The organism is Leptolyngbya boryana PCC 6306 (assembly GCF_000353285.1).
GTDB lineage: Bacteria > Cyanobacteriota > Cyanobacteriia > Leptolyngbyales > Leptolyngbyaceae > Leptolyngbya > Leptolyngbya boryana.
On sequence record NZ_KB731324.1, the window covers coordinates 527,588 to 553,415 of the forward strand.

General features: G+C 47.5%; 26 protein-coding genes. 17 read left to right on the plus strand and 9 right to left on the minus strand.

The genetic code is table 11. The annotated features are described in order from the left end of the window. Positions 1-44: 44 nt before the first annotated feature. Positions 45-404 carry an STAS domain-containing protein gene (locus LEPBO_RS0102490; protein WP_197693294.1) on the plus strand — a complete coding sequence of 120 codons (360 nt, stop codon included), beginning with the start codon at positions 45-47 and terminating at the stop codon, positions 402-404. A 72-nt stretch (positions 405-476) separates the two neighbouring features. On the opposite strand, the gene LEPBO_RS0102495 is transcribed toward LEPBO_RS0102490, so the two are convergent. Further along, the gene (locus LEPBO_RS0102495; protein ID WP_017285951.1) at positions 477-2,669 is read right to left on the minus strand and encodes a DEAD/DEAH box helicase; all 2,193 of its coding nucleotides are present in this window, start codon (positions 2,667-2,669) and stop codon (positions 477-479) included. 207 nt (positions 2,670-2,876) lie between these two features. After that, complete coding sequence (locus LEPBO_RS0102500; RefSeq protein WP_017285952.1) at positions 2,877-3,482, minus strand: hypothetical protein; 606 nt, start codon at positions 3,480-3,482, stop codon at positions 2,877-2,879. Between LEPBO_RS0102500 and LEPBO_RS42170 the strand changes: the two genes are divergently transcribed. Continuing rightward, complete coding sequence (locus LEPBO_RS42170; protein WP_144056124.1) at positions 3,457-3,969, plus strand: hypothetical protein; 513 nt, start codon at positions 3,457-3,459, stop codon at positions 3,967-3,969. The genes LEPBO_RS0102500 and LEPBO_RS42170 overlap by 26 nt on opposite strands. 173 nt (positions 3,970-4,142) lie before the next feature. Here the strand turns inward: LEPBO_RS42170 and LEPBO_RS0102510 are convergent, their stop codons facing one another. Continuing rightward, a complete protein-coding gene (locus LEPBO_RS0102510; protein WP_017285954.1) occupies positions 4,143-6,065 on the minus strand; it encodes a S9 family peptidase in 1,923 nt (640 codons plus the stop codon). A gap of 236 nt (positions 6,066-6,301) precedes the next feature. On the opposite strand from LEPBO_RS0102510, the gene LEPBO_RS0102515 reads away from it, so the two are divergent. From LEPBO_RS0102515 to LEPBO_RS0102535, 5 genes are all read left to right on the plus strand, one after another. Beyond that, a complete protein-coding gene (locus LEPBO_RS0102515; protein ID WP_017285955.1) occupies positions 6,302-6,622 on the plus strand; it encodes an RNA recognition motif domain-containing protein in 321 nt (106 codons plus the stop codon). A gap of 70 nt (positions 6,623-6,692) precedes the next feature. After that, entirely contained in the window at positions 6,693-6,995 is a 303-nt protein-coding gene (locus tag LEPBO_RS0102520) for a hypothetical protein (RefSeq protein ID WP_017285956.1), read from the plus strand. A 135-nt stretch (positions 6,996-7,130) separates the two neighbouring features. Further along, the gene (locus LEPBO_RS0102525) at positions 7,131-8,330 is read left to right on the plus strand and encodes a saccharopine dehydrogenase family protein (RefSeq protein ID WP_017285957.1); all 1,200 of its coding nucleotides are present in this window, start codon (positions 7,131-7,133) and stop codon (positions 8,328-8,330) included. Positions 8,331-8,333: 3 nt separating this feature from the next. Beyond that, on the plus strand, positions 8,334-9,473 hold the full coding sequence (gene nspC, locus LEPBO_RS0102530) for a carboxynorspermidine decarboxylase (RefSeq protein ID WP_017285958.1): 1,140 nt from the start codon (positions 8,334-8,336) through the stop codon (positions 9,471-9,473). 361 nt (positions 9,474-9,834) lie between these two features. Next, the gene (locus LEPBO_RS0102535; protein ID WP_017285959.1) at positions 9,835-10,848 is read left to right on the plus strand and encodes a methyltransferase; all 1,014 of its coding nucleotides are present in this window, start codon (positions 9,835-9,837) and stop codon (positions 10,846-10,848) included. Positions 10,849-10,917: 69 nt separating this feature from the next. Here LEPBO_RS0102535 and LEPBO_RS0102540 read toward each other — a convergent pair whose 3' ends face one another. Continuing rightward, positions 10,918-11,532 (minus strand): TetR/AcrR family transcriptional regulator, encoded by a 615-nt coding sequence (locus LEPBO_RS0102540; protein ID WP_017285960.1) that lies wholly within the window; start codon positions 11,530-11,532, stop codon positions 10,918-10,920. Positions 11,533-11,648: 116 nt separating this feature from the next. On the opposite strand from LEPBO_RS0102540, the gene LEPBO_RS0102545 reads away from it, so the two are divergent. The 3 genes from LEPBO_RS0102545 to LEPBO_RS0102555 all read left to right on the plus strand — a co-directional run bounded on the left by LEPBO_RS0102545 (position 11,649) and on the right by LEPBO_RS0102555 (position 14,563). Beyond that, positions 11,649-12,926, plus strand: coding sequence for a glycosyltransferase (locus LEPBO_RS0102545; RefSeq protein ID WP_225885716.1), 1,278 nt, complete (start codon positions 11,649-11,651; stop codon positions 12,924-12,926). A gap of 103 nt (positions 12,927-13,029) precedes the next feature. Beyond that, positions 13,030-13,563, plus strand: coding sequence for a GNAT family N-acetyltransferase (locus LEPBO_RS0102550; RefSeq protein WP_017285962.1), 534 nt, complete (start codon positions 13,030-13,032; stop codon positions 13,561-13,563). A 325-nt stretch (positions 13,564-13,888) separates the two neighbouring features. After that, a complete protein-coding gene (locus LEPBO_RS0102555; RefSeq protein WP_017285963.1) occupies positions 13,889-14,563 on the plus strand; it encodes a DUF6602 domain-containing protein in 675 nt (224 codons plus the stop codon). Positions 14,564-14,846: 283 nt separating this feature from the next. Here LEPBO_RS0102555 and LEPBO_RS0102560 read toward each other — a convergent pair whose 3' ends face one another. Further along, positions 14,847-15,629: a pantothenate kinase gene (locus tag LEPBO_RS0102560; RefSeq protein ID WP_017285964.1), complete on the minus strand. Its 783-nt coding sequence runs from the start codon at positions 15,627-15,629 to the stop codon at positions 14,847-14,849. 115 nt (positions 15,630-15,744) lie between these two features. Here LEPBO_RS0102560 and LEPBO_RS0102565 point away from each other — a divergent pair, with 115 nt between their 5' ends. From LEPBO_RS0102565 to LEPBO_RS0102575, 3 genes are all read left to right on the plus strand, one after another. Then, complete coding sequence (locus LEPBO_RS0102565) at positions 15,745-17,481, plus strand: diflavin flavoprotein (RefSeq protein ID WP_017285965.1); 1,737 nt, start codon at positions 15,745-15,747, stop codon at positions 17,479-17,481. A 126-nt stretch (positions 17,482-17,607) separates the two neighbouring features. Then, positions 17,608-19,329, plus strand: coding sequence for a diflavin flavoprotein (locus LEPBO_RS0102570; RefSeq protein ID WP_017285966.1), 1,722 nt, complete (start codon positions 17,608-17,610; stop codon positions 19,327-19,329). Positions 19,330-19,423: 94 nt separating this feature from the next. Beyond that, positions 19,424-20,371, plus strand: coding sequence for a glycosyltransferase family 2 protein (locus LEPBO_RS0102575; protein WP_017285967.1), 948 nt, complete (start codon positions 19,424-19,426; stop codon positions 20,369-20,371). Here LEPBO_RS0102575 and LEPBO_RS0102580 read toward each other — a convergent pair. Together LEPBO_RS0102580 and LEPBO_RS0102585 are read right to left on the minus strand one after the other, a co-directional pair. Then, positions 20,368-20,634, minus strand: a complete 267-nt coding sequence (locus LEPBO_RS0102580) for a DUF3143 domain-containing protein (RefSeq protein ID WP_017285968.1) — start codon at positions 20,632-20,634, stop codon at positions 20,368-20,370. The genes LEPBO_RS0102575 and LEPBO_RS0102580 overlap by 4 nt on opposite strands. Positions 20,635-20,721: 87 nt before the next feature. Then, positions 20,722-21,354 (minus strand): J domain-containing protein, encoded by a 633-nt coding sequence (locus tag LEPBO_RS0102585; RefSeq protein WP_017285969.1) that lies wholly within the window; start codon positions 21,352-21,354, stop codon positions 20,722-20,724. Positions 21,355-21,528: 174 nt separating this feature from the next. Between LEPBO_RS0102585 and LEPBO_RS0102590 the strand changes: the two genes are divergently transcribed. After that, positions 21,529-22,149 (plus strand): Crp/Fnr family transcriptional regulator, encoded by a 621-nt coding sequence (locus LEPBO_RS0102590; protein ID WP_036045169.1) that lies wholly within the window; start codon positions 21,529-21,531, stop codon positions 22,147-22,149. Here the strand turns inward: LEPBO_RS0102590 and LEPBO_RS44760 are convergent. Beyond that, positions 22,143-23,321 carry a septal ring lytic transglycosylase RlpA family protein gene (locus tag LEPBO_RS44760; RefSeq protein ID WP_017285971.1) on the minus strand — a complete coding sequence of 393 codons (1,179 nt, stop codon included), beginning with the start codon at positions 23,319-23,321 and terminating at the stop codon, positions 22,143-22,145. The genes LEPBO_RS0102590 and LEPBO_RS44760 overlap by 7 nt on opposite strands. A 199-nt stretch (positions 23,322-23,520) precedes the next feature. Between LEPBO_RS44760 and LEPBO_RS0102600 the strand changes: the two genes are divergently transcribed. Genes LEPBO_RS0102600 through crcB form a run of 3 tightly spaced genes read left to right on the plus strand, consistent with a single transcriptional unit; the run spans position 23,521 to position 25,342 of the window. Beyond that, positions 23,521-24,405 (plus strand): PhzF family phenazine biosynthesis protein, encoded by an 885-nt coding sequence (locus LEPBO_RS0102600; RefSeq protein WP_017285972.1) that lies wholly within the window; start codon positions 23,521-23,523, stop codon positions 24,403-24,405. Positions 24,406-24,456: 51 nt separating this feature from the next. Next, positions 24,457-24,927, plus strand: coding sequence for a hypothetical protein (locus tag LEPBO_RS0102605; RefSeq protein WP_017285973.1), 471 nt, complete (start codon positions 24,457-24,459; stop codon positions 24,925-24,927). A 31-nt stretch (positions 24,928-24,958) separates the two neighbouring features. Next, positions 24,959-25,342 (plus strand): fluoride efflux transporter CrcB, encoded by a 384-nt coding sequence (gene crcB, locus LEPBO_RS0102610; RefSeq protein WP_017285974.1) that lies wholly within the window; start codon positions 24,959-24,961, stop codon positions 25,340-25,342. Here the strand turns inward: crcB and LEPBO_RS0102615 are convergent. Beyond that, entirely contained in the window at positions 25,334-25,783 is a 450-nt protein-coding gene (locus LEPBO_RS0102615) for a ferritin-like domain-containing protein (protein ID WP_017285975.1), read from the minus strand. The two genes, crcB and LEPBO_RS0102615, sit on opposite strands and share 9 nt — an antisense overlap. Positions 25,784-25,828 lie beyond the last annotated feature (45 nt).

Here is a 25,828-nt window from a genome sequence, read left to right on the forward strand (position 1 = left end):
GCACGAAGCAAGTCCTGATTAATATGGAGCAGAAGTCGATCCTCATGGAGCAAAGAGTATTTAGTACCCCGGATGGCAATACGATCGTCGTATTTAATCCGAGCGGGCGCTTAGATATCACAACAGCGTGGCAGTTCCGCACCAAGCTACAGGACTGTATTGCGAAACAAACAAATCATATTATTGTCAACTTAGGTCAGGTAAATTTTATTGATAGTTCTGGGCTGACTTCGCTAGTAGCAGGGATGCGGGATGCAGATAAAGCACGCGGCAGCTTTAAGCTCTGCAATGTGCATCCAGAGGCAAAACTGGTCTTTGAAGTCACGATGATGGATTCAGTATTTGAGATTTTTGAGAGTGAAGAGGAAGCTCTGGGAACTGCGCCGCAAAAGTTGGCAAGTTAACCCAAGTTAAACGATGACAGATTTTCCGATCAAGGGCTTTCATCTTCAACTCTGCTTTGGTGAAATTGAGTATTACCACTTGGCGATCGCCGTCGTGAGTTCTCCTAGATCCAAATAATCGCTCATGAAGCTTTTTCTGAGCAATTCTGATGGAATGTAAGGATCAAACTTTTGCAGCTTTGGAATCTCATCATCAGGCAGGAGCATATTCGCTTCTAAGCGGCGATTGGCTAACGATCGAATCTCGTGATCCAAAGTCTCTAGCTTGCATTTTCCCAATCGAACGATGAGAAAATAAGGCGATCGCCCTTTAATACTTTTCAAGCCCAAAGCATCTTTCGCATAAAATCGCAAAAATCGCTCTAATGTCCGAAATGGAATCGTTCCTATCCAGGGCAGAATACAGCAAACATCCTCTTCAATCAGTTGGATCGGCTGATGTAAAAAGCCTTTGTATTGCGCTAGCTCTCTTGCTTCTTGGAGTCGCCGTTTCGCACCGGGTTGCAAATAAGGATACATCGTTGACTCTTGCAGCACTTTTCTCATGCGCCGCAACACTCGAGTATGAATCTCGCCCATACTGCCGCGCCATGAGCTAGAAGTCACGGATTTTGTACTAGGAATCACAACGATCGTTTTCTTCTTCGCATTGACCTCAATCACTTCCCAAGTTTTGCCCGCCAGTGAAAAGCGATCACCCTCCAGTGGCGGAACGATGATACTGCCAACTGCTTTGCCATCATGCTTAACGAGATACTCCTCGGTATCCGGGAAAATTGCATAGAACTTGAAATTATTAATGATTTTTTCGGCTGTAATGCCAATGATCAAGCCTCCAGTCGGGGTTTGTTCTAAATGATCAATGTCGATTAAATGCCGTAAGAACAAGCGAAAATCATCTTGAGTGACCGACTGAAAGGGGGGCAATTTGAGAACATTTTGCGCGATCGCACTTGGCGACAATTCTCCTAGCGCTGCCAACGTACTCATTGTTTGGTGATAGAGCAAGCTGAATGGATACTGCATTTCCCGTGCAGGTTCAATCCATTTTTCCTCAATGTAAAGTTGAATAATCGCGATCGCTTGCAACAACTGCCAAGGAATCTGCTCAGGTAAAATTTCCTCGCCGGTCGGCTTGTCTTCTGCACAGACAAATCGCATCTCGGCGGTATCGCCTCTTCGCCCTGATCGACCCAAGCGTTGCAGAAAGCTAGCAACCGAAGCAGGTGCTTCAAGTTGCAAAACGCGATCGAGATGTCCTAAATCGATTCCCATTTCAAACGTCACGGTTGCTGCCGTCACTGCGAGCTTCTCCCCATCCCGCATGGCTTCTTCAGCCGTCTCTCGCAATGCTGCCGAGATACTGCCGTGATGAACGTGATAAATATCCGGTGCGCCTTTCGCCTGGGCAATTTCTCGCAATGCCGCGATCGCTTCTTCGGTTGCAGTCCGCCCATTCGCAAAAATCAGGCTCTTGCGTCCTTCTGTCTGTTGAAACAAATACAAATGATACGGATTAAAGACGCGATCGCGGGTATCTCCTTTTGCCCGGACAACTAAACCCGGATCATAGAAATGTTCGATCGACAACTGAATTTTTCTCGCGGCTCCTTCAATTTTTGGGGTGGTGACAGATGGAGAAGTGTCTGCCCGCAGCCACGCTTCTGCTAAAGAATAATCGCCCAGAGTTGCAGACAGTCCAATTCGACGCGGTTGGTTACCTGTCAGCTTCGCAAGGCGCGAAAGTTGACACAAGATTTGGCAACCGCGATCGCTGCCAATAAATGCGTGAACTTCGTCAATAATCACAAACCGAAGGTCGCCAAATATACGATCGATGTCAGAACTTTTATTGATCAGCAAACTCTCCAAGGATTCAGGCGTAATTTGCAGAATGCCACGCGGATTTGCAAGTAGCTTTTTCTTCCGGCTTTGAGACACATCTCCATGCCATGCCCACACAGGTAAATCCGCGAACCGTAAGAGATCCGTTAATCGATCGAACTGATCATTGATCAAAGCTTTAATCGGACTAATGTAAATTGCACCAACGCTGCGAGATGGATTTTCATGCAGTAACGTCAACGCTGGAAGAAATGCAGCCTCAGTTTTCCCGGATGCTGTACCTGCGGCGATCAGAAGATGCTGATCGGTATCGAATAAAACTCGACATGCTTCTGCTTGAATTGGGCGTAAACTGCTCCAACCTTGTGCGTAAATATACTCCTGAATGAAAGGCGCTAGCCGATAATACGGGTCTTGCATGCTCGATTCCCTCAACACACTACTGAGCCTACTGCACAGCCTACTTTAGCGCCGAATTTCGCCTTTAAGACCTTGATTTTGCATCTTTGTATCCTAACCCTGTGCCAATCTATTATCTGTCTCCCGATTGGTTGAGCCATTTACACATCCTTCGGTACGGTTCGCTTAGTCTGCCGCTTTCCAATTCATGCGGACATTGCTCGACCTCTAGATGTCAGCTGTGTGAATCATCCAGGTGCGTCCTGAATACGAAAGAAGATTTAGCCCCTCTAGCAAATTTCGGAGATCTAACGTGAGCAAACGGAAACAGATTGCTGCTTTTGGTATAGCTGCTGCTGTCTTAGCAGGGTATGCGGTTCCAACGATCGCTGAATCGGTGAAGAAGCCTTCTAACACTGAGTCTGCAACTCCTACGGTAAACCAGACCAGCACGCCTTCAATGACTCCGATCGCAAAGCCGGAAATGCCTTCGATGCCGTCAATCAGTACCACTCCTGCTAATCCAGGTTCAACCCCAGTTATGCCGACCTCGGCTCCTTCGACGATGACTCCTGCATCGACTCCGACCTCCATGCCAACGATGCCAACAACAGAGAAGCCATCTGAGAGTAAGCCGACGCTACCCACAGTCGAGAAGCCTGCTGAATCTGCAACCCCCGCGACCACACCTGTCAGCCCAACTTCAATTCCCTCGACTCCTGGCGCAACGACAACGCCTTCGACTCCGGATACAACAACGCCTGCTCCTGATTCATCGACAACGCCTGCTTCTCCAACAAGCGCTCCGATGACTCCGAGTACGCCTTCGACCACACCGGAATCGACAACTACACCGGATACTACGGTTCCCACTATCCCTTCGACCACACCGGATACCACGGTTCCCACTACCCCTTCGACCACACCGGAATCGACAACTACGCCTACTCAGCCAACTGCTCCGGCTGAACAGTCTTCAACTCCTAGCACGCAACCCATGGCAACGACAACTGTGCTAGAAAGCGAAACGATCACGGGTGTGCAGCAAGTGACTTTACCTGAGAGTGCTAACACAGCAGCGAAGTTTACCTTACCGATCCAAATTGCTGTTGTTCAGGAAGCGAGTGTTACTAGCGATACCCCGATTACTGATAAAATGGCGAAAGATTTGCCAGCTTGGGGCGCAGCCGTGAGTGCTTGCCTGAAAGATAAGCCTGCATTCGTGCGTGTGGTTGATGATCAGACTGCACCGTTTATGGTGGGTGGGTCAGAAGGTAAGATTCGCTTGAATGCGAACAATAAGCCTATCTGTGCTAGCTAGTACAATTTTCGGATTTTAGAGTTTGGCGTGTTCAGTCAATCTGTTCACTTTGAAAGCTGACTCGGTATTCATTTGTCTCCGCTAAGACGTTTTGAGGTTCTACTTGATCAGTAGAACCTCATTTCAGTTTGAAATCAGGGTGCAATCCATCTAAGGCTTGGAAACGTTGAACTTTAGAGGTTGTGAATTGCAACAGGTTCGATCGTATCCGCAGGCGTATAGCCAAATACTCGCGAATAGAAGTAAAACTCGCCATCTAATGCGCGTTTGATATTCTCTGCTTTGCGGAATCCATGTTGTTCTCCTTCAAATAGAACATACGCAACAGGTAAGCCTTTCGCTTTCAAAGCATCGACCATCATTTCAGCTTGATTTGGCGGCACAATCCGATCTTCGTCACCTTGGAAAAAGATGACTGGGCAAGACAAGCGATCGACAGCAGTGATCGGAGAGCGATCGTGATACAAATCAGCCCGTTCTGGATAAGCTCCAATCAAGCCATCTAAATACCGTGATTCAAATTTGTGCGTATCTTCTGCAAGCGCTTTGAGATCGCTTACGCCATAGTAACTTGCACCTGCTTTGAAAGTATTGCGGAAAGTTAGAGCACACAGCGTTGTATAACCGCCTGCACTTCCGCCTGCAATCACTAAGCGATCGCCATCGACTTTACCTTGTTCTGCGAGATACTTTGCTCCATTTGCACAGTCAGCCACATCGACAATTCCCCAAGTCCCTTTGAGTCTTTCTCGATAAGCTCGACCATATCCAGTACTGCCTCCATAGTTCACATCAAGGACAGCAAACCCACGGCTCGTCCAGTACTGAATGCCCAAGTTGAATGAAGCAGAAGTTGCAGCCGTTGGGCCTCCATGACTTTTAACTAACATCGGAGGAAGCTCGCCTTCGGGAGCTTGAAAGTCTTTGTTCTTCGGCGCATAGTAAAGCGCATGAGCCGTGAGATTGTTCTCCGTGGGAAACTCGATCGCTTCTGGAATGGACAAATAGCCTGGATCAATCCTGAGTTCACTGGCTCGTCTGAGAGTTTCAAACTGTTGAGTGTTGAAATCGTATTTGACGATCGCGCTCGGTGCAGTCGATGATCCGCCAACAAAAACCGCATGATCTGGACAAACCTGAACACCTGCAATGCTGGTATAGGGAGATTCAAGATTTTTAAGCTCAAGTGTGTTGAGATCCAGACTCGCCAATCTGCTCATCCCATTCTCGGTATAAGCACAAATAATGTTGTTGCCTGCAAATCCATAGGTAGACATGCCAAACACCCAAAGCGGCAATCCAAATTCAGCAGCTTTTTCGCACAGGGCTTCTACAGTTTGAGTCGTTGGATTCCAGCGGTAAAAATTCCACCAGCCTGTACGATCGCTGACGAAAATCAGATTTCCATCCGGCGACCATTCCGGCTGAAAAATCGCTTCTTCTCGTCCCCCTGCAATTTTTTCAGGCGTTGCTAATGTGCCATCCTCTTGAATTTTCGCTGTCCATAACTCGGTTCCATCCCAAGGCATATCAGGATGATGCCAGCAAATCCAACTCAATCGAGATCCATCCGGACTTAATCGAGGAAACATGTAGAAATCAGATCCCGCGACTAAGGTAGTTTGAGAGTGATCCTTGAGAGAGATGCTCGCGATCGTATTTTCTGCTTCTCGATCTGCATTTTGATGATCCTCTCGAATGCAAATTAAGCGATCGCGTTTTTTGTCTAAAATCACATCTGCGTAGCGAATCGCAGCTTCGGGAGTTAACGCGATCGGTTCCTCTCCAACCCTCTGCTGATACAAGCGCTGGTCAGCAAAATTTGAGAAATAAACTGTCTCATCAATGATTGTGAACGCCCCACCTCCATATTCATGCACTCGGGTACGAGCGTTAAACGCAGTAGGTGTGACCTCGACTGTCTGACCGTTCTCTGAACGTCGAATAATCACATTCCTTCCGCCCTCGGTCGGGCGCGATTCGCTCCAATAGATTGTTTTTCCATCGAGCTTGATTTGACCTAGCCCAATCGCGCCCGCCACAATCAAATCTGAGCTAATCGGGGACTTCCACGCCCCATAAGATGCAACAGCCATAGCCATCTCCGCGACAACATCGAAACTTCTCAAGTGTAATTGAATCAAACGGTCTGCAATAAAGATTCGTGTTACAGTGAGTAATGAGAGGTATTTAGCTCGGCTGATTCAGTTTGTTTTTCCTAGACAGTGACTCGTTCGTTTTCCATTAAAACTTGCAAGTTTGTTAGCGCTAAAGCAGGCACACCCTCCGATACGATTGCCTCGTTCATTTCTGGTTCTGGAGAATTCTTTCAATGTCGATTTATGTAGGTAACCTGTCCTATGAGGTTACACGCGAGGATTTAACTGAGATCTTCGCAGAATACGGATCTGTTAAGCGCGTTCAGCTTCCCGTTGATCGTGAAACTGGACGGATGCGTGGGTTCGGGTTTGTCGAAATGTCTTCGGATGCCGAAGAGGACGCAGCGATCGAGGCACTCGATGGTGCGGAATGGATGGGTCGCGACATGCGCGTCAACAAGGCGAAGCCCCGTGAAGAATCGGGTAGCGGCGGCGGTGGTCGCAGTGGCGGCGGTCGTGGCGGTCGTAGCGGTGGATTCTCGCAGCGCTATTAATTTGATTCGCTAAAATTTAGGTTCCCCTAATGTGTGTGCATTAGGGGAATTTCTTTTGGATTCAAGACAGATGAGAGCAAGAATTGAGTCGGATATTTTGTATCTGCATCACGAAGATGTCCCGCCCTTCAAAAAAGGTGGGTCAATCGTCCGGAATAGTTACTTTTGGGCATTAAAGTCGATCGCAGGTCGAGCCAAACGAGGACGCGACTGGGAATTTGAGCCGGAAGTTTGGTTTGCATTACAACGAATGCTGTTATCGTTCGCAGAATCCGGATACTTAGGATTGTCTGAGACGCTGTTGGAATTTCCAGAAGTCAGTGAAATTCCAGACGAATTGCGATCGATTTCAACGCGCCTATCAGTGGATTGAATGAAATTTCCAGATTGTGTTGTTGATACATAACGACGGACAAGATCCCGTGTAATAATGATGTGTCCAGAAAATCTAGAAGTATCTAGGGGATCGATAATCGCGGACTTCTAAACGAAGCGCAAAGGAGAAAAAATGGCACGAGTGATGGTCGTTGGCGCAGGCGGGGTTGGCAGAGTAGTGGCTCACAAACTTGCTGCACTGGAAGAATTCGAGGAAATTCTGCTTACCAGCCGAACGGTAGAAAGGTGTAACCAGATTGCAGAAAGTATTTCCAGTAGGCATGTCCAAACCGCGCAAGTCGATGCGGATGATGTCTCTCAAACTGTGGCTCTTTTGAAGTCGTTCCGTCCAGATGTCTTGGTGAATGTGGCATTGCCCTATCAAGATCTGGCGTTGATGGATGCTTGCCTGAATGCAGGTGTGCATTATCTTGACACGGCAAATTACGAGCCTCCAGACAATCCGAAATTCGAGTATAGCTGGCAGTGGGCTTATCAAGACCGCTTTTATGATGCCGGACTAACTGCGATTCTAGGCTGTGGCTTTGATCCAGGTGTGACCGGCATTTTTACTGCTCACGCTCTGAAACATCATTTTGATGAGATTCACGAGCTAGATATCGTCGATTGCAATGCCGGTAGCCATGGCAGAGCATTTGCAACGAATTTCAATCCAGAGATTAATATTCGCGAGATTACTCAGCCGGGACGCTATTTTGAAAAAGGCGAATGGATCACGGTTCCGCCTTTATCAATTCATCGCCCTGTTGATTATCCCCATATCGGCGATCGCGAATCTTACTTGCTCTATCACGAAGAACTCGAATCGCTGGTGAAGCACATTCCGACTTTGAAGCGAGCACGGTTCTGGATGACCTTTTCACAGAGCTATATCAACTACCTTCAGGTGCTAGAAACGCTCGGATTAACCCGAATTGATCCGATCGACTATGAAGGGACACCCGTTGTGCCTCTGAAAATGTTGAAGAAGCTGCTTCCTGATCCAGCTTCTCTAGCAGCAACTTATACCGGACAAACCTCGATCGGATGTCACATTCGCGGCATCAAAGATGGTCAAGAAAAGACCTACTACATCTACAACAATTGCGATCATGCTGCGGCTTATCAAGAAGTCGGGGCACAGGCAATTTCCTACACCACAGGCGTTCCGGCAGCGCTAGGTGCTCTCATGGTGGCGAATGGAACTTGGCAAAAGCCAGGTGTGTTCAACGTTGAACAGCTAGATCCTGATCCATTCTTAGCAAAGTTGGGTGACATGGGACTGCCTTGGCATGAAGTCATCGGTCAACCTTCTCCCTTTGAGGCGATCTAACTGATGGAACAAGTCAATGAGGTCTTGGCGAATATTCCTTCGCCCTGCTTTGTGCTGGAAGAGGCAAAGCTGAGACGCAACCTGCAAATTTTCGAGCGGGTTCAGCGAGATGCGCCTGTGAAAGTGTTACTGGCACTGAAAGGCTTTGCGCTGTTTCATAGCTTTCCGATGATTCGCGAAAGTCTATATGGAGCTTCTGCAAGTTCATTGTGGGAAGCGCAACTGGCATCGGAGTTTTTCGGGGGTGCGCTGTGTGTGTACTCGCCTGCTTATCGGGACGAGGACTTACCGGAGTTACTCGCGTCTGCTTCGCATTTGACGTTCAATTCTTTGAGTCAGTGGGAGCGATCGCTCAAATTCCCGCGCAATGCTTCGATCGGGATTCGGATCAATCCGCTCTTTTCTCCTGTGAAAACTGCGCTCTACAATCCTTGTGTGCCAGGATCACGCTTGGGGGTACTACCTGAGCAATTGGGCGATCGCTTACCGGATGGAATTGAGGGGTTTCTCTCGCATAACCTCTGTGAAAGTGATTCGTTTGCTTTGGAGAAAACGCTGCTCAACATTGAGGAACACTATGGTCATTTACTGCCTCAGTTGAAATGGCTCAATCTTGGGGGCGGACATCTGATGACGCATGAAACCTACGATGTCGATCATGCGATCGCAGTTCTGAAAGCTTTCCATGAGAAGTATCCGAACTTGCAATTGATGCTAGAGCCGGGTTCAGCGATCGCTTGGCAGACAGGCTTTTTACTAAGCTCAGTCTTGGATCTGATTCCAATGCCGAACATGACGCATGTGATGTTAGATGTTTCATTCACAGCACATATGCCAGATTGCTTAGAGATGCCTTATCAGCCAGAGATTACTGGAGCCTCTGTGTTGCCAGAAGGACAAACTGGGTATCGCTTAGGTGGTGCTAGCTGTTTGGCTGGAGATTTCTTGGGAGATTATCAGTTTGATCGACCTTTAGAGGTTGGAGATCGCTTATTGTTCCAGGACATGATGCACTACACCATGGTTAAAACAACAATGTTTAACGGGGTAACGCATCCATCGATCGGTTGTCTCAAACAAGATGGTTCGTTTGAATTGTGGCGAACGTTTGGGTATGAGGACTATCGATCTCGAATGGGCTAGTTCATAATTAGGTTAGTTCATAAGATAAGCACTCCAAGTTTTTGAAAGACTTGGAGTGCTTTTGTTAGTAAGCGAGAGGCAATCTTAGCAATCTACTAGTTTTTTGTGAGAGCGCTAAACTTCCGCCGATCGCATGACTTGTTGCAGGGATGAAGCTCCCCAATATTTCATTCATTCTGAGACAGACGAACTTTTTTGAGCGCTAAGCGCTTCGAGAAGAAATCCTTAAATTGTCTGTCTAATCGGCTGTCGAAAGGTATGATTCGGAACAATCGTTCGTCTGTACAAGTTGGGTAAATCTATCGTAAATAGTAAACAAAAATAATATCTGAGCGCGACTTTTGAGTTTTAGGAGAACAGCATGAGTGAACAACCAAGTCCAGAGAAAATCTTGCAAACAGGGCTAGCTTTCTGGGCATCAAAGACGCTGTTGAGTGCTATCGAAATCGACCTATTTACTAAACTGGCAGATGGTGCCAAGCCATTTGACGTAATCAGAGATCTGGTAGGGTTGCACCCACGCTCGGCGCGTGACTTCCTCGATGCGTTAGTCGCGCTTGGCTTCCTGGAACGCACAGGCGATCTCTACTCGAATACGATCGAGACCAATCTATTCCTCGATCGAACCAAGCCATCCTACGTCGGAGGGATACTAGAGATGGCGAATCACCGCTTGTATCCCTTCTGGGGTCATCTAACTGACGCCCTTCGCACTGGGCAACCGCAAAACGAATATCGGACAGGTGATCCTAGCCTGTTTGAAACCCTCTATGCCGACCCAGACCGCTTGAAGGAATTTCTTTCTGCGATGACAGGAGTGAGCCGGGGTTCCAATGTAGCGATCGCACAACGCTTTCCCTGGAAAGACTACCGCACCTTCGTAGATGTAGGCACAGCCCAAGGTGATTTAGCAGTTCAGATCGCAAAAGCAAACCCGCATTTACAGGGTTTCGGATTCGACTTGCCCCAGGTTGCTCCTTTCTTTGAAGAGTACAGCACGACATCAGGGGTAGCAGACCGTTTGTCGTTTGTGCCAGGTGATTTTTTCCAGCACGATCTGCCCAAAGCTGACGTAGTACTGATGGGGCATATTCTGCACGACTGGGATCTACCGACGAAGAAAATGCTGATTGCAAAAGCATTCGATGCTGTTCCATCTGGAGGTGCTCTCGTCGTATATGAAGCACTCATTGATGACGATCGCTCAAAGAATGCCTTTGGTTTGATGATGAGCCTGAACATGCTAATCGAAACACCGGGTGGCTTCGACTACACAGGTGCTAACTGCTCTGGATGGATGAAAGAAGCTGGTTTTTCTCAGATCCGGGTTGAGCATTTAGTTGGCCCAGATTCGATGGTGATTGGGATTAAATAGCAGAAAATGGCTGCCCAATACTTTTATGTTAAAAGCCATCTGTTGAAGCAAATCTTGAATCTACTCTGGTCAACTTTTGACTAAATATGCTGACAACATCAGCGTTAGTTCTTGTTCCAATTCCCCAGTTTTGAGCAACTCAGGATGATCGATCATCGCCCCATAAATCAAGGCTCGGATCGTGCGCTCGACCATAAAAACTGCTAACTCTAGATTCTTGGGTCGAAGCTGATCAGAGCGTTGTGCGAGAAATGATTGCAGCAGATTTTCTATCTTTGCCTGATCTAAGCGTTTCATCACTTCACTGTGGGGAATCTGTTCATGCAAAACGCGATGAAGCTTAGGGTTCACAGCATGAGCCGCCAATGCTGCTTTAATAATTTGTCGCAGCACTTCTGGAATTGTGCGATCGCTGAGTCCTTCTAAATGCTGCTTTGCTAATTGCACCATTTCATTAGCATGCTGCTCCGCTAAAGCAAAAATCAAAGCTTCCTTATTCGGAAAGTATTGGTACAGCGAGCCGATACTCACACCAGCCCGTTCAGCCACCCGATTCGTCGTCAGTTGGTTATACCCGTTTTCCGTCAAAATGTGAGCCGTTGCCGAGAGAATCGCTTCAACAGTGACTTGCGATCGCTCTTGTTTGGGTTGTTTACGTGGGGTTGCAGGAGGCTTAGGAGACATCGGTAGGGCTTCTCGAAATGCGAGTTGTCAGAGGAGTGCGATCGCCCATAAAATTATGAGTAATTACTCACATTTTACAAGCAAGTTCTACAGCAAGCAATGAAAAGAGAGAGTCAATGATGCGAATTATGATTATGGCGATGGGAAGTCGAGGCGATGTTCAGCCCTACGTTGCTTTGGGCAAGGGGCTGAAAACCGCAGGACACAGCGTTCGACTTGCCACGCATGAAAACTTTGAATCGTTAGTCAATTCATATGAGCTAGAGTTCTATCCGCTTAAGGGCAACGTCCAAGCTTTTCTAGAAGACCCCGCGAACCGTCAGTTGCTAGAAAGCGGGAATTTTCTGGCGATTAATGCACGTACAGCGAAAGCTTCTCAACGAGCCGCGATCGATTGGGCAGAGGGCGGATTGGTCGCGGCTCAGGGAATGGATCTGCTAGTTGCAGGCGTAGGCGGACTCTTCCTCGGTGTTTCCCTTGCTGAGAAGCTGAAGATCCCGTTGCTTCAGGCATACATCTTTCCTTTTACGCCGACTCAAGCCTTTCCCGCTGTTTTGTTTCCTCAATCTATTGCTAAATTTGGCGGAACTGTCAATCGACTGTCGCATCATGTCTTTCGACAGATCATGTGGCAGGGAGCGCGGACAGGGGATGGATTAGCACGACAACAAGTGCTAGAGTTGCCCGCTGCCCCATTTTGGGGAAATTATCATTCGGTTCATCTTCAGCGTTATCCCATCCTGTATGGGTTAAGTCCATCTGTGATTGCGAAACCCTCGGATTGGCAGAATACTCATATGACTGGCTATTGGTTCTTAGATGAGCCTCCCAATTGGTCTCCACCTCTCGCTTTACTAGAGTTTCTGCAAAATGGTTCTCCCCCTGTGTTTATTGGATTTGGGAGTATGGTGAGTCGAAATCCAGAAGAAACAGCAGATCTAGTCTTACAAGCGATCGCACTTACGGGACAACGTGCTATCTTGCAATCGGGTTGGCGGGGTCTGGGTAAGCGTGATTTGCCAGATACGGTTTTTATGGTGGATTCAATTCCCCATTCTTGGCTTTTTCCACGTGTCGCGGCTGTCGTTCATCATGGGGGGGCGGGAACAACAGCCGCTGGACTCAGAGCAGGGATTCCGACCATTGTGATTCCGTTCTTTGGCGATCAGCCTTTTTGGGGGCATCGCATTGCAGAATTAGGCATAGGGACAGCACCGATTCCTCGTAAAGACCTCACTGCTGAAAGATTGGCAAAAGTAATTCAGCAGGTTATGAGTGATTCAGCAATGCGCCAACGTGCTGCCGATCTAGGAGCAAAGATTCAAGCTGAAGATGGAGTTGCTCATGCAGTCGCGATCGTACAAGAGCTAGAAAAGTGTGGAGCTTTTCTATGACGACGACACTGGAGAAACCTAGCGCTGAAATTCTGAGTTGAGTCTGCACTGCCCTTGCCTATCTAGTAAGCTGTGAGTTGAGTCTGGAACTTGGGCATGTGCTATGAAACCACCACAAACTCTAGAAACGAAGCGATTATGCTTGAGACAGCCAATACCTGAAGATGCAGGATTGATATTTGAGCAATACGCACAAGACCCAGAGGTAACGAAGTATCTGAGTTGGCAACCTCATCAGTCTATTAGAGAGACCGATGAGTTCATCGATCGATGTATTTCGGTTTGGGCGAATCACTCTGCATTTCCTTATGTACTGATCTGCAAGCAAGATGCCCAACTGATTGGGATGATAGAAATTCGCATTAATCAGTACAAAGCAGATTTAGGATATGTTCTTGCAAGGTCAGAATGGGGTAAAGGGTATACAACAGAAGCGATGCAAGCACTGACGAATTGGGCATTAGCACAGAATGAGATCTATCGAGTCTGGGCTTTCTGTGATGTTGAAAATCCTGCATCGGCACGAGTGATGGAGAAAGTTGGAATGCAGAGAGAAGGGGTTTTGAAGCGATGGTTCATTCACCCAAATGTTTCTAAAGAGCCACGAGACTGTTATTGCTATGCAATTAGTAAGTAAGTTCCAAAAGAAAATGGTGAACGATCGTAGTAATTGATCAGCAATGCTTTTACAGCGATCTCTGAACTCAGAGAACTTCCGCCAGTCGAATGACTTGTCGCAGGGGTGAAGCGCCCTAATATCTCATTCACTTTGGAGCAGACAAACTTTTTTCTTGAATTTGATGTCTGTTGTACTGTTCCAAGCTATAGTTTGAAGCTAAGCCGAAATCTTTATCGCTAGCTAACAGAACTGTTAGCGCAACAAATAGAGTCTCCTCACTTCGTTGATAGTTCTCTCATCGCTACATAGCAAACGCTAATCTATAAAATTGCCCTCAGGTCAAATGCACTCAGTTCTTTATTCTCGTTTACAAGCAATACGACAGGCGTTGGTAGCTGCCCATCAAGATGGAGGTCCAAGTGCTATTTCGGGATACGTTCGTGAGCAAACCATTAGACAACTAATCCTTCCAAGTCTACCTATCAAATATCGCAGCACAACCGGACAGATTATCGATCAATATGGAGGAAAGACTGGACAACTTGATGTGATTATCGAAAACAGTATGTTTCCAAGCATTGCAGCACCTTCCATTGCCGATGTGAGGCTTGTGCTAGCAGAAGGTGTCAGTTCTGTTATCGAGATCAAGTCAACTTTACCCTCGCAATGGGAACAGGTTTTGTCCACAAGAGACAAGCTATACCCCATACAGCGGAGATATCGAGTGGAAAGCATCGCGCGAGGTCAAGTACCTGAGCGGATTCCGTTATTCATCATTGCGTACCAAGGATGGAACCAGTTAGAAACACTGAGATCCAAAATTAATGAGGAGGGCATTGATGGTATCCTCGTACTCCAACCACTGCCTCTGTTTGCAGGACGCTTATATGATGACGTTTGTACCGCAACTGAGGAAAATGCCCTTTGGGCTTTCATCTGTGCGCTACACTTTCGCGCTACACAAATACTTGATGCTACTTGTGACCTTTTTGCGTATGGTCGCGGGATCACGGAATAGCAAGACTGATGGAAGGTGTTACTTGAAGCTTTCAATTTGTTCAGCAGCTATTTCTGCTCTTTTCACTAAATCTATGCGGTCAAATTGCTGGTTCCTATGACAACGAATGACGCTGAGTTACAAGCTAAAGCTCGAAATATTCTAGATAGGATCGCCTTTACTCCCTGAGTAGTACCAACCATTAAGCTGTAAGTTTATTAGTCTTCCTGCATATTCAGGTATTTATGCGATCCGGTACAAAATAGATGGGTTGCTCTGTATCGGTAAGGACAAACCGCATTCTCTAAAGCATTTTCTGATGATTCCGAAGCGATCGCATTCCCCAAAACACCAAATCTAAATCAACCTGAACCTGTTCCAACTCCAAGAATTGAGCAATCAAATTTGCATCTCCTCCCGTTAACACGATCGCGCTTTCTCCCACCTGTCGATGCCAATCGGCAATAAAATCTCGGATACCTGCTAAGAGAATGTGCAAAATCCCACTCTCGATCGCGCAAACTGTATTGGTTGCCCAACGATTCGGCAACGTTGCAACTTGCTCGATCGTAGGTAATGCTGCTGTGTGATTTCCTAACGCTTGAAATTGCAACCGCACGCCAGGCGCGATCGCACCTCCAACCAATTGATTGTTCTCATTCGCCCCTGTAAAGGTCAGCGCTGTCCCGCAATCGATTACCAGCACTGGACTCCCATAAACTTGAATTGCACCCCAAAGCGCTAAAGCTCGATCGATACCCAAAGTTGGATAAAGCTGCTGAATCGGAACATCTTGCAATTGAATTGAATACAGTTGAGGATAATCAGACCAGTAATTGGATTGCTTCGCAACAACAGACGCGATCCATAGCTCGCAGTCAATATCATTCCGTGGCTTTGATTGATTAGTAAAATTAATCAGATGTGATATACGATTAGAAGGAAAATAAGGCAATAAATCCTGTGTTTTCTCGACAATATGCGGGGTATCCCATTTTGCTTGAATCTGATCATTTTTGAATACAGCCCAGTGCAGCCGGGAATTGCCGATATTGAGCGCAAGCCATTCACGATCGATTAGATTCATTTATAGGTATCCTTGCTTATTAAAACTTTACAAACTGAGTTATAACGAGAGAGAATTGAAACAGATTAAGAAAATTGTTTTACCGTTAACATATTGTTCGTAGGGAGATTGGTATATGGTCGCTTCTGCTTCTCGCCCCGCTCGATCAAGAGTGCGCCTCACAACTGAAATCGCTGAAATTGCTCCTGAGACAACGACGATCCGCTGTTTAGACTGGGATCGCGATCGCTTCGACATCGAATTCTCACTCGAAAACGGTACAACCTACAACTCTTTTCTGATTAAAGGTGAGAAAGTCGCGCTCGTTGATACCTCTCACGCCAAATTTCAAGAACTCTATTTAGACGCACTGAATGAGTTGATCGATCCGAAGGAAATTGATTATCTCATCATCAGCCACACTGAACCGGATCACAGCGGCTTAGTCCGCGATGTCTTAGCGCTCAACCCTGAGATTACGGTGATTGGGGCAAAGGTGGCGATTCAGTTTTTAGAAGGACTCGTGCATCAGTCTTTCAAGAGCAAGATTGTTAAAAGTGGCGATCGCTTAGATCTCGGCAACGGTCACGAACTCGAATTCGTCTCTGCTCCGAATCTGCATTGGCCTGACACCATTTTTACTTACGACCACAAAACCCAGACGCTTTTTACCTGTGATGCATTTGGGATGCACTTCTGCGACGATCACACCTACGACGAAGATTTAGAAATTCTCGAAGCTGAATTTCGTCTGTACTACGATTGCTTGATGGCTCCGAACGCTCGATCGGTACTTGGTGCCATCAAACGCATCAGCGAATTGCCAGAATTCACCACGATCGCGACTGGTCACGGCCCGCTGCTGCGCTACAACATTGCAGAATTAGTTGGACGCTACAAAGATTGGAGTCAGAGCCAAGCGAAAGCAACCACAACCGTTGGGTTGTTTTATGTTTCCGGGTATGGGTATGGCGATCGCATTGCCCAAGCGATCGCAGCCGGAATCACGAAAACAGGCGTTGCGGTTGAAATGATGGATCTGCGAGTTGCAGAACCTCAAGACGTGCGGGAATTGGTTGAATTATCCAGCGCGGTCGTGCTAGGCATGGCTCCTCAAGTGGGCGAAATTGCAGAAAACGCGCAGGCAGCACTGGGAACTATTCTGGCAGCGGCGAACTCCAAACAGAACTTTGGATTATTTGAAGTCGGGGGCGGAAACGATGAAGCCGTTTACCCGATTCGCAACCAGTTCCGTGAAATTGGATTAACTGAGAAGTTCGAGCCGATCAAGATTGAAGTCGAACCCACCGAAGCAATTTATCAGCTTTGCGAAGAATCTGGAACCGACTTAGGACAATGGCTAACGCGCGATCGCACCGTCAAACAGATGAAAGCGCTCGATACCGAGTTAGATAAAGCCCTCGGTCGGATTAGCGGCGGTTTGTACATCATCACGGCGAAAAAGGGCGACATCTCTAGTGCGATGTTGGCTTCTTGGGTTGCTCAAGCGAGTTCTGAGCCGTTAGGAGTCTCGATCGCGGTTGCCAAAGATCGAGCAATTGAATCGTTCCTGCATGTCGGCGATCGCTTTGTGCTGAATGCGCTCGAAGAGGGCAAGTATCAGACCTTGATGAAGCATTTCCTAAAGCGATTTGCCCCAGGAGCCGATCGCTTTGCTGATGTCGCAAACTATCCCGCGACCAATGGTTCACCAATTCTTGCGGATGCCTTGGCATACATGGAATGCGAAGTCGTCAGCCGAATGGAATGTAGCGATCACTGGATTGTTTACAGTACCGTGACTGCTGGACGAGTTGCGAAAGCAGATTCGCTGACAGCGGTTCATCATCGGAAAGTTGGAAACCACTATTAATTTTAGTGGGGAGTGGGGAGTAGGGAGTAAGTTAGTTTGCGCCTCAGGGTTCAAAGAACAAAAAATTCTTATCGTCTCCCCACTCCCTACCCCCCACTCCCTACCCCCTAACCCTTGATTTGTCCTATGGTTCAACCTCGATCGCGAGATGTCCAAGTTGCCGAAATTGCCCAAAATACGCGCGTCTTACGATCTCGCACTTGGGATCGTCTCAAGTTTGAAGTCGAATACGCGCGACAAAAAGGCACAACCGCGAATAGCTATCTCATTCAGGCTGAGAAAAGTGCCCTGATTGATCCGCCCGGAGAATCCTTCACCGATATTTTTCTGAAAGAACTCCACGATCATCAATACTTTCAAAAGCTGGATTACGTGATTCTCGGTCACGTGAACTCCAATCGGATTGAGACTATCAAGCGACTGCTGGAAATTGCGCCACAGATTACGATCGTGTGCTCTAAACCTGCGGTCAATACTCTGAAAGCGGCGTTTCCCAATCAAGAACTCAACCTCTACGCAGTTCGAGGGGAAGAAGTGCTCGATCTCGGAAAAGGGCATGAATTGCAGTTTGCATTTACACCCACTCCACGCTGGGTCGATGGAATCTGCACCTACGATCCAGCGACTCGAATTCTCTATACAGACAAGTTCTTTGGCGCTCACGTTTGCGATGATCCGATCTTCGATGAGAACTGGAAAAAACTCGATGACGATCGACATTACTACTTCGATTGTCTACATGCAGCTCAGTCCAAACAAGTTGAAGATGCGATCGACAAACTCTCCCGCTTTCGTCCCAAATGGTATGGAGTCGGTCATGGCCCGATTGTTCGCTACAGCCAAAGCCGCCTAAAACTTGAATATCTCGAATGGTGCGAGCAGCAAGAAACTCAAGAACTCTCTGTCGCCCTGCTTTACACTTCCGCCTATGGCAATACCGCAACGGTCGCTCACGCGATCGCGAAAGGCTTAACCGATACTGAAATCAACGTCGAATCGATCAATTGTGAACTCGCTGATCCAGCAGAGATTACAGCCGCGATCGAGCAATGTGATGGCTTTGTCATCGGCTCTCCAACCCTCGGCGGACATGCCCCCACTCAAATGCAAACTGCATTAGGTTTAGTCCTTTCTACTGCTTCTAAGACCAAGATTGCGGGCGTATTTGGGTCGTATGGTTGGAGTGGAGAAGCGATCGACTTACTCGAAAGCAAACTTCAAGATGCTGGATTTGCCTTTGGATTTGACACCATTCGCGTCAAGTTCAAGCCGACTGAGGAAGACTTACAGCACTGTGAAAAGGCAGGGACAGAATTCGCTCAGGCATTGAAGAAAGCGAAAAAAGCGCGTGCGCCTCGTCAAGTTGTTGCAGAAGTTCAAAGCGATCGTACTGAGCAAGCTTTAGGTCGTGTCATTGGGTCATTATGCGTCATTACCGCAAATCAGGGAGAAACGCCGTTTGGAATTCTCACTTCTTGGGTTTCGCAAGCGACTTTTACACCACCTGGTGTGACGATCGCGGTTCCGAAAGGTCGGGCTGAGGGTGTGCTCGATCAAGCTGAAACGCCGTTTGTTCTGAACATTCTGAGAGAAGGTCGAAATGTCAGACGGAATTTCATCAAGATGACTGCCCCCGGAGAAGATCGCTTTGCTGAATTAAGTACGGAAACTGCGGCAAACGGCTGTGTCGTGTTACTCGATGCACTCGCCTATCTAGAGTGCAAGATCCAAAACCGAATGGACTGCGGCGATCATTGGTTACTGTACGCGACTGTCGAGAATGGCAAAGTCCTCGAAACGACGGGAATGACTGCGATTCAGCATCGTAAGTCTGCGACTGCCTATTAAGGTGGGGAAGTAGGGGAATGGGAAGTCCCCACTCCCTCTGATATTCACGCCCCGATCGTGTCCATATTGAATGGGAACCCACCTCCCTTTCGATATGCCCAAAATTAGCATCTGTATTCCCACCTATAATCGCGCCCACCTTTTGCCGGATGCGATCGACAGTGTTTTTGCACAAACGATTGCCGATTGGGAGTTGATCATCTGTGACGATGGCTCAAAAGATGCCACGCCAGAAGTGTTATCGCGCTATCACGACCCCCGAATTCGATACATCCGGCATTCTCGCAATGTTGGCAAAAGTAACAACATGCGATCGGGCTTTGAAATCGCAACCGGAACGTATTTTATTAAATTCGACGATGACGATCGCTTAACGCCTGAGTTCTTAGAGAAAACAAGTGAAATTCTCGATCGCAATTCAACGATCGATTTTGTCGGAACTGACCATTGGATCATCGATTCCAAAGGGCAGAGAGACCATGCTTTTAGCGATCAGAACTCTCACAAATGGGGCAGAACAGAACTATCCGAAGGCATTCCCGATAACCTACTCGCAACAGTCTTCGTCAAACAAAGTTTTCAAATTGGGGCAACGCTGTTTAGAACACAAGCATTGCATGAGGTAGACTACATGCGCCCCAACATTCAAAACTGCGAAGATAATGATTTGTTCGTCAGATTAGCCTTAGAGGGAAAGCAAGGATACTACTTACCTCAACGCCTCATGGAATACCGTGTTCATGCGGAACAGCAAGGCATCGATCGCGCCATTCCTTATCTCAAAGACAAGCTTACCTATCTCAACAATTTTGAATTCCCTGATTCAGGTTTAGAGAAAATTCGGCGATCGCGGCTCGCTGAAACTCAATTGCTGCTTGGATTGCGTCTGATCGAAGTCGGCGAAACCGCAACCGGACGAAACTTAGTGCGATCGGGCAAGTTCGCTTCAATTTCTAAAGCCTATACGGGTTTAGCCCTATCGCTCTTGCCCAAATCGCTGCGACAAACTGCCTTCCAAGGACTGCGCAAACTTAAGCCCTAAGGACCACCAAATACCGCATCCTCAACATCTTGACGACTGAGCGAATATTTGAACGATCGCTGAATATCACGCCCCTCAATGTTGAGATATCGCACGCTCAGTTGATCGACATCTAACATCAGTTCAGCCTGCCATTTTGGGCGTTCGATCGTCCAGCAGTGAAGTTCCTGGCTATCTTGTTCGCAGCCCATATCAGACAGCCATTCTTCGATCGCAGGCAGCGGATGATTGTAAAGCGGAGTGTCGGCAGAAGGTAAAGCCATAGCTAGAGTAATTTCACCTGTAAGGATTTGGGGTATATCTCATTTCTATCAACGATTGGCTCATTCCTCAATTCAAAGCCAAGTTCTCTAAGACACTGGCGGATTGGATGGCTCAGTCTTTTGCTCAATCTCTGTGGTCAATGCAGAGTTCAATGCAGAATTTTCAGATGCAGTCTCCGGCGACGGTAGAAGTTCTTGTGCAGGTGTCTCTTGAACTGGCTGCACTTCTTCTACAATTTCTTTCACTGTGAAATGTTGAGCCGTGAGTGGCTGAAATGCTTGATCACCGCGAGTAATGCCGATCATAATCGCCAAAATCAAACATCCAACAAACGTTACACCCAGGATGAATAGCGCAAACAATTCGCCCGGAGATAAAGGTCGATCCGTTGCATCCAAATACGCTGAAGACTTTGGTTCAGGCTGATTCGGTTTGTGCAGGCTCGGCAACGGGCGCACCACAACTACCCGCGAATATCCAATTGCGCGATCGTATGCTGTACGACGCTCCGGATTGCTCAAGGTCGCGTATGCTTCATTTAAGCGCTGAAACTTCCTCGTTGCGATCGCGGTCGGCAGTTCCGTCGTATCCGGATGATAAAGCTTACTCAGTTCCCGATACGCCTGACGAATCTCCCGCACCGAAGTCGAAGGATGCAGCCCTAACAACGCATAATGATTTGGCTCGTTTCCTGAATCAGATCGTTTTTCCTCTGCCACTGGCTCGTCCTTCAAAGCATTAGGACTATTATTGTCGCCCTAGCAAAACTCTGCAAGACTTTCGCGGTTTTGGAGTGTGCTGCAAATCTTAACCCAATCCAAACCCAGGGATTACCTGCCCTTGATCTTCAAAGACTACAGTGAATGGCGGGCTTTCAAGATGGAGCAGAGTTCATGATTCAATCGTTCGCACCACCACAGATTGAGCTACCCGATTCAAGACGACTTTTAGAACAACTTTACCGAGAACGAACCCTTCAACCCTTCCGAAGCGGTCAGAGAATTCCATTGCGCCCTGATCAGATTTGGGTGACTTGTCGCGGTGTGGTCGTGATCAACACCTTGCATCCGACAGGCGATGAAGCACTCCTCAGTATCGTGACTCCTTCGATGCCCTTTGGATTACCGCTGACCTGGATTACACCCTATCAAGCGATCGCATTAACCGATGTCGATCTGCTGCCCTTGACGATCGCAGAAGTCGAACGCTCTCCTGCACTCTGTCAAGGACTGTTTCGCCATCTCAGCCGCCGACTTCAACAATCAGAAGCTTTTTTGGCGCTATCGGGCTGCCGTCGCGTTGAAGAACGCCTGAAACAGTTACTGATTCTGCTCCAGCATGAAATCGGGCAGCCGACTCAACGCGGCACCCGATTCACAATTCGCCTGACGCATCAGCAATTAGCCAACGCGATCGGCACAACTCGTGTGACCGTTACTCGATTACTCGGTCAATTGAAACAAGCTGGCTGGCTCTCGATCGACACCAAGCGCCACATCATTTTGCATCAATAGCCTGTCACCAAGCGCGCCACCTGCTGCGGGGGTTTGTTGATGGGAGTCCGAGCGACGACCGCCGACTGCATGACTACCGCTTCGATCGGGACAACGCCCCGCTCTTCGCCATTGATGATGGCAGCAGCGCGCTTCGACAAATCGAGAACGCGATTGTCAAAATACGGACCGCGATCGTTGACCCGCACGACAATGCTCTTGCCGTTGAGTTGATTCGTCACTTTGAGAAATGTCCCCAAAGGCAAGGTCGGATGTGCCGCCGTCAGATCGTTTTGATCGAAAATTTCCCCATTTGCCGTCTGGCGACCGTGAAAATAGGGTCCATACCAGGATGCCATGCCATCGATAAACTGCTGGGTTGGCTCTAATCCATACATCTGGGCTTGGGCATCTGCTAAAGCCAAGCTAGGTTGCCCCAGTGCGATGCGGAGATTGTTTGCCCATTCGATCGCGATCATTTCCGCTGGACGACCAGTTTGGGCAGCAATCTGATCCGTAATCGTCAAGAGGCTGCGATCGCCGAACTTCAACCTTGGCTGACCCAATTCCATTGCAGCCCGCACCTTTGAAGCATCGAAATTCGGAGTCGTCATCATTCGACGTAACTCTTTTCTAAACAGTTCTGCGGTCGAACGATCGCGAACCGTTGCAATTTGGCAGCCCTTGAGCCAGATTTGATAGCCTCCAATCGAATCAGACGAGCCAATTTGCCAGGTTGGACATTGCCAAAATCCCAGTTTCGGGAGAATAGGAGGATTTTCGCCGAGCAGCGCTCCGTCATAGCCCACTTCAACGATCGCAATCGCTCTGTCCATCTGTTTCGAGTCAGCCACGACTGGCAACTGATCAAACACAGACTGCATTGCATCGATAAACTGCGTTACCGGATGAATCGTATTGAGATTTGGAGCAATTTCTGAATTAAAGACGAGTGTCTCGACTGTGCTCAACCAGGTTTGGGAAGTGGAAGTTTCTGAGCGATCGAGCGAGACAGAAGAAGTAGCAGAAGAAGTAGGGGATGTTCCGAGTACCAGCGGTTGAAGCGAAGAAGAAGGTAGCACGGTAGAATGGCACGCGCGGCTGTTACACAGAACATGGGTGAGAAATTTGGGCGTTTCTAGTAGCTTCGTCCCAAAACTCGGGATTCCACTAAACCATGAAGCGACCCACATAAGTCCGAGTATCAACATTTTTGGTTATTTGTGATGAGGTTAAATCTCAAGATTGTATTTAGCAATACACTTTTACCAAGGGTTATTATAAAGTTCTCGCGACACAAAATGGATTATCCCCAAGGCGTAATTTCACTAGGCTAGCTGCCTTTTTTGGCTTAATCGTGTACCTTTTGGCACATTCCCATAACTTAAAACTATGCCATTACCGTTCTATATCGTAGATGTATTTGCTGAACACAAATTTGCAGGCAATCAACTTGCTGTTTTTCGAGCTAGTACCCAACTCACTACCGAGGAAATGCAGGCGATTGCAAAGGAAATGAACTATTCTGAAACGACCTTTATTCTGTCTGAAAGTCCGCAATCAGAAGGCTATAACGTGAGGATTTTTACACCAGAGCAGGAGTTGCCATTTGCGGGGCATCCCACGCTTGGCACTGCGTTCGTTTTGCAACAGATGATTATCCAAGATTCAGTATCAATCGTGAGATTAAATTTGCAAGTTGGGCAGATTCCAGTGACGATCGAGTATGCCGATCAGTCCATTGACATGCTTTGGATGCAGCAGAATCAACCTACGTTTGGTATGGGTCTAGATCGTGCTGAAGTTGCATCTATCCTAGGACTGAGTTTAGATCAAATTGACGATCGGTTTGCGATCGAAACCGTCTCGACTGGCGTTCCATTCTTGATCGTGCCGCTGAAAACTCAAGACGCTTTGCAACAGGCGAAAGTGAACAAAGATTTATTTTTCCAACGCATCAAGACGATGGACGCGAAAGCAATCCTTGTATTTTGCCCTGAGCCACTCAATGCAGCCAATCAACTGAGCGTACGCGTCTTTGCCGATGGGTTAGGCATTCCTGAAGATCCGGCAACAGGCAGTGCGAATGGATGCCTTGCCGCATATTTAGTCCAACATGCCTACTTTGGGCAAACGGAGATTGATATTCGAGTCGAACAAGGGTATATGATCGGACGACCTTCAGTGTTGTTCTTACGAGCTAGCCAGGAAAATCAGACCTTTGATATTTCTGTGGGCGGCAAAACAATTTTGGTCGCAAAAGGTGAATTTGTTTAAATTGCCCGTTTCTCGATACCCTAGAAAGAGCCTGAATCCTACTGATGTAATATGGATAAACCTCTAGATCCAGACCAATCGATCGAGCTTGCGACTCGCATCAAGAGTAAAGCCAAATCAAGTTTTCAAAATGCCTCGAAAGCAGTTTCAGTCGTCGATGGCGCATTGTATGTGCAGGGCTTTGTAGCTTGTGTTGGTGCGCCCTATAAACCGATCGAGCATGGCTGGTTAGAGTTAAGCGATCGCATTCTCGATCCGTCTTTGCCACATCTCAACCGCAAGCCTGAACACATTCACTACTATCCTGCTCAAAAATTAACAGCTAAACAGTTGAGAAAAGCTTTAGAAGAAGCGCAAGAGGACTATCCAGAAGATGATCCACTGCCGATTTATGGATCAACCCCGTATGAATATTACGGAGATTTGATGCTAGGTGGCAAAGAGTACACTCAAGCCTACGAAGCTGCCGTTGCAAAATGTGCAGAACTGAATCCACGCAAAAATCAAAACGCTCAAAACTAGCTCGCAGTCCATCATCTACAAATCTATAATCGTGAACGTTTCTTCTGCGATCGCTATTAGTCTGGGTGCAATTCCAGGTGCGCTCAGCCGTTACTATCTCACCTTATGGTTTGGGCGGGTGTTTGGGGTGCAATTTCCCTATGGAACCTTTTTCATCAACATTACTGGGGCAATGCTGATGGGATTTTTTGTGGCGTATTTTCTCGATCGTGGCATCGGTACACCAGAGCTAAGGCTATTTTTTGCGGTCGGATTTCTCGGCTCTTACACGACATTTTCGACTTACGCACTCGAAACCTCAGTGCTGGTCAAATCTGGCAATCATAGCCTTGCTTTACTGTACTGGCTAGGAAGCGCCGCAATTGGCTATCTCGGGTTAGAGTTCGGCAGCTTCCTGGCACGTAGACTAAGCTAAATTCGGATGAAAATCGCGCAGCATCTTCTTCAATTCCATGCCGTGCAATTCTTCCTGTCCAATCATTCCGCGTGTAAATTCTTCTAAATAAATGCTGGCATCCTCAACAACATCCAGCAGTTGTTTGTATAGATTCAAGGCATTCGTTTCATGGTTCAAACTTTCCAGCAAAATATCATAGACCGAGTGCTTATCGGTTTCTTCGATCGTGGCAATTCGCAAACTCGGATGTCCCTCTAATCCCGTCAGAATCTCCCCAACTTGCTGAGCATGTAGCAGGGATTCACTCGCTTGGGCTTTTAGAAATTGCACGATCGGAATCCGATTGGGTCCTGTCACCATGAGAGCATAGTGCGTATACCGAACAACTCCCGCCAATTCTGCTTCCATAATGGAATTGAGTAAGTAAGTTGTTTTGTCGAGATCAAGATCTTTCATCATGGACGAACTCTGTAAAAGATTAGGATCTCACACCTTAACAGCAAT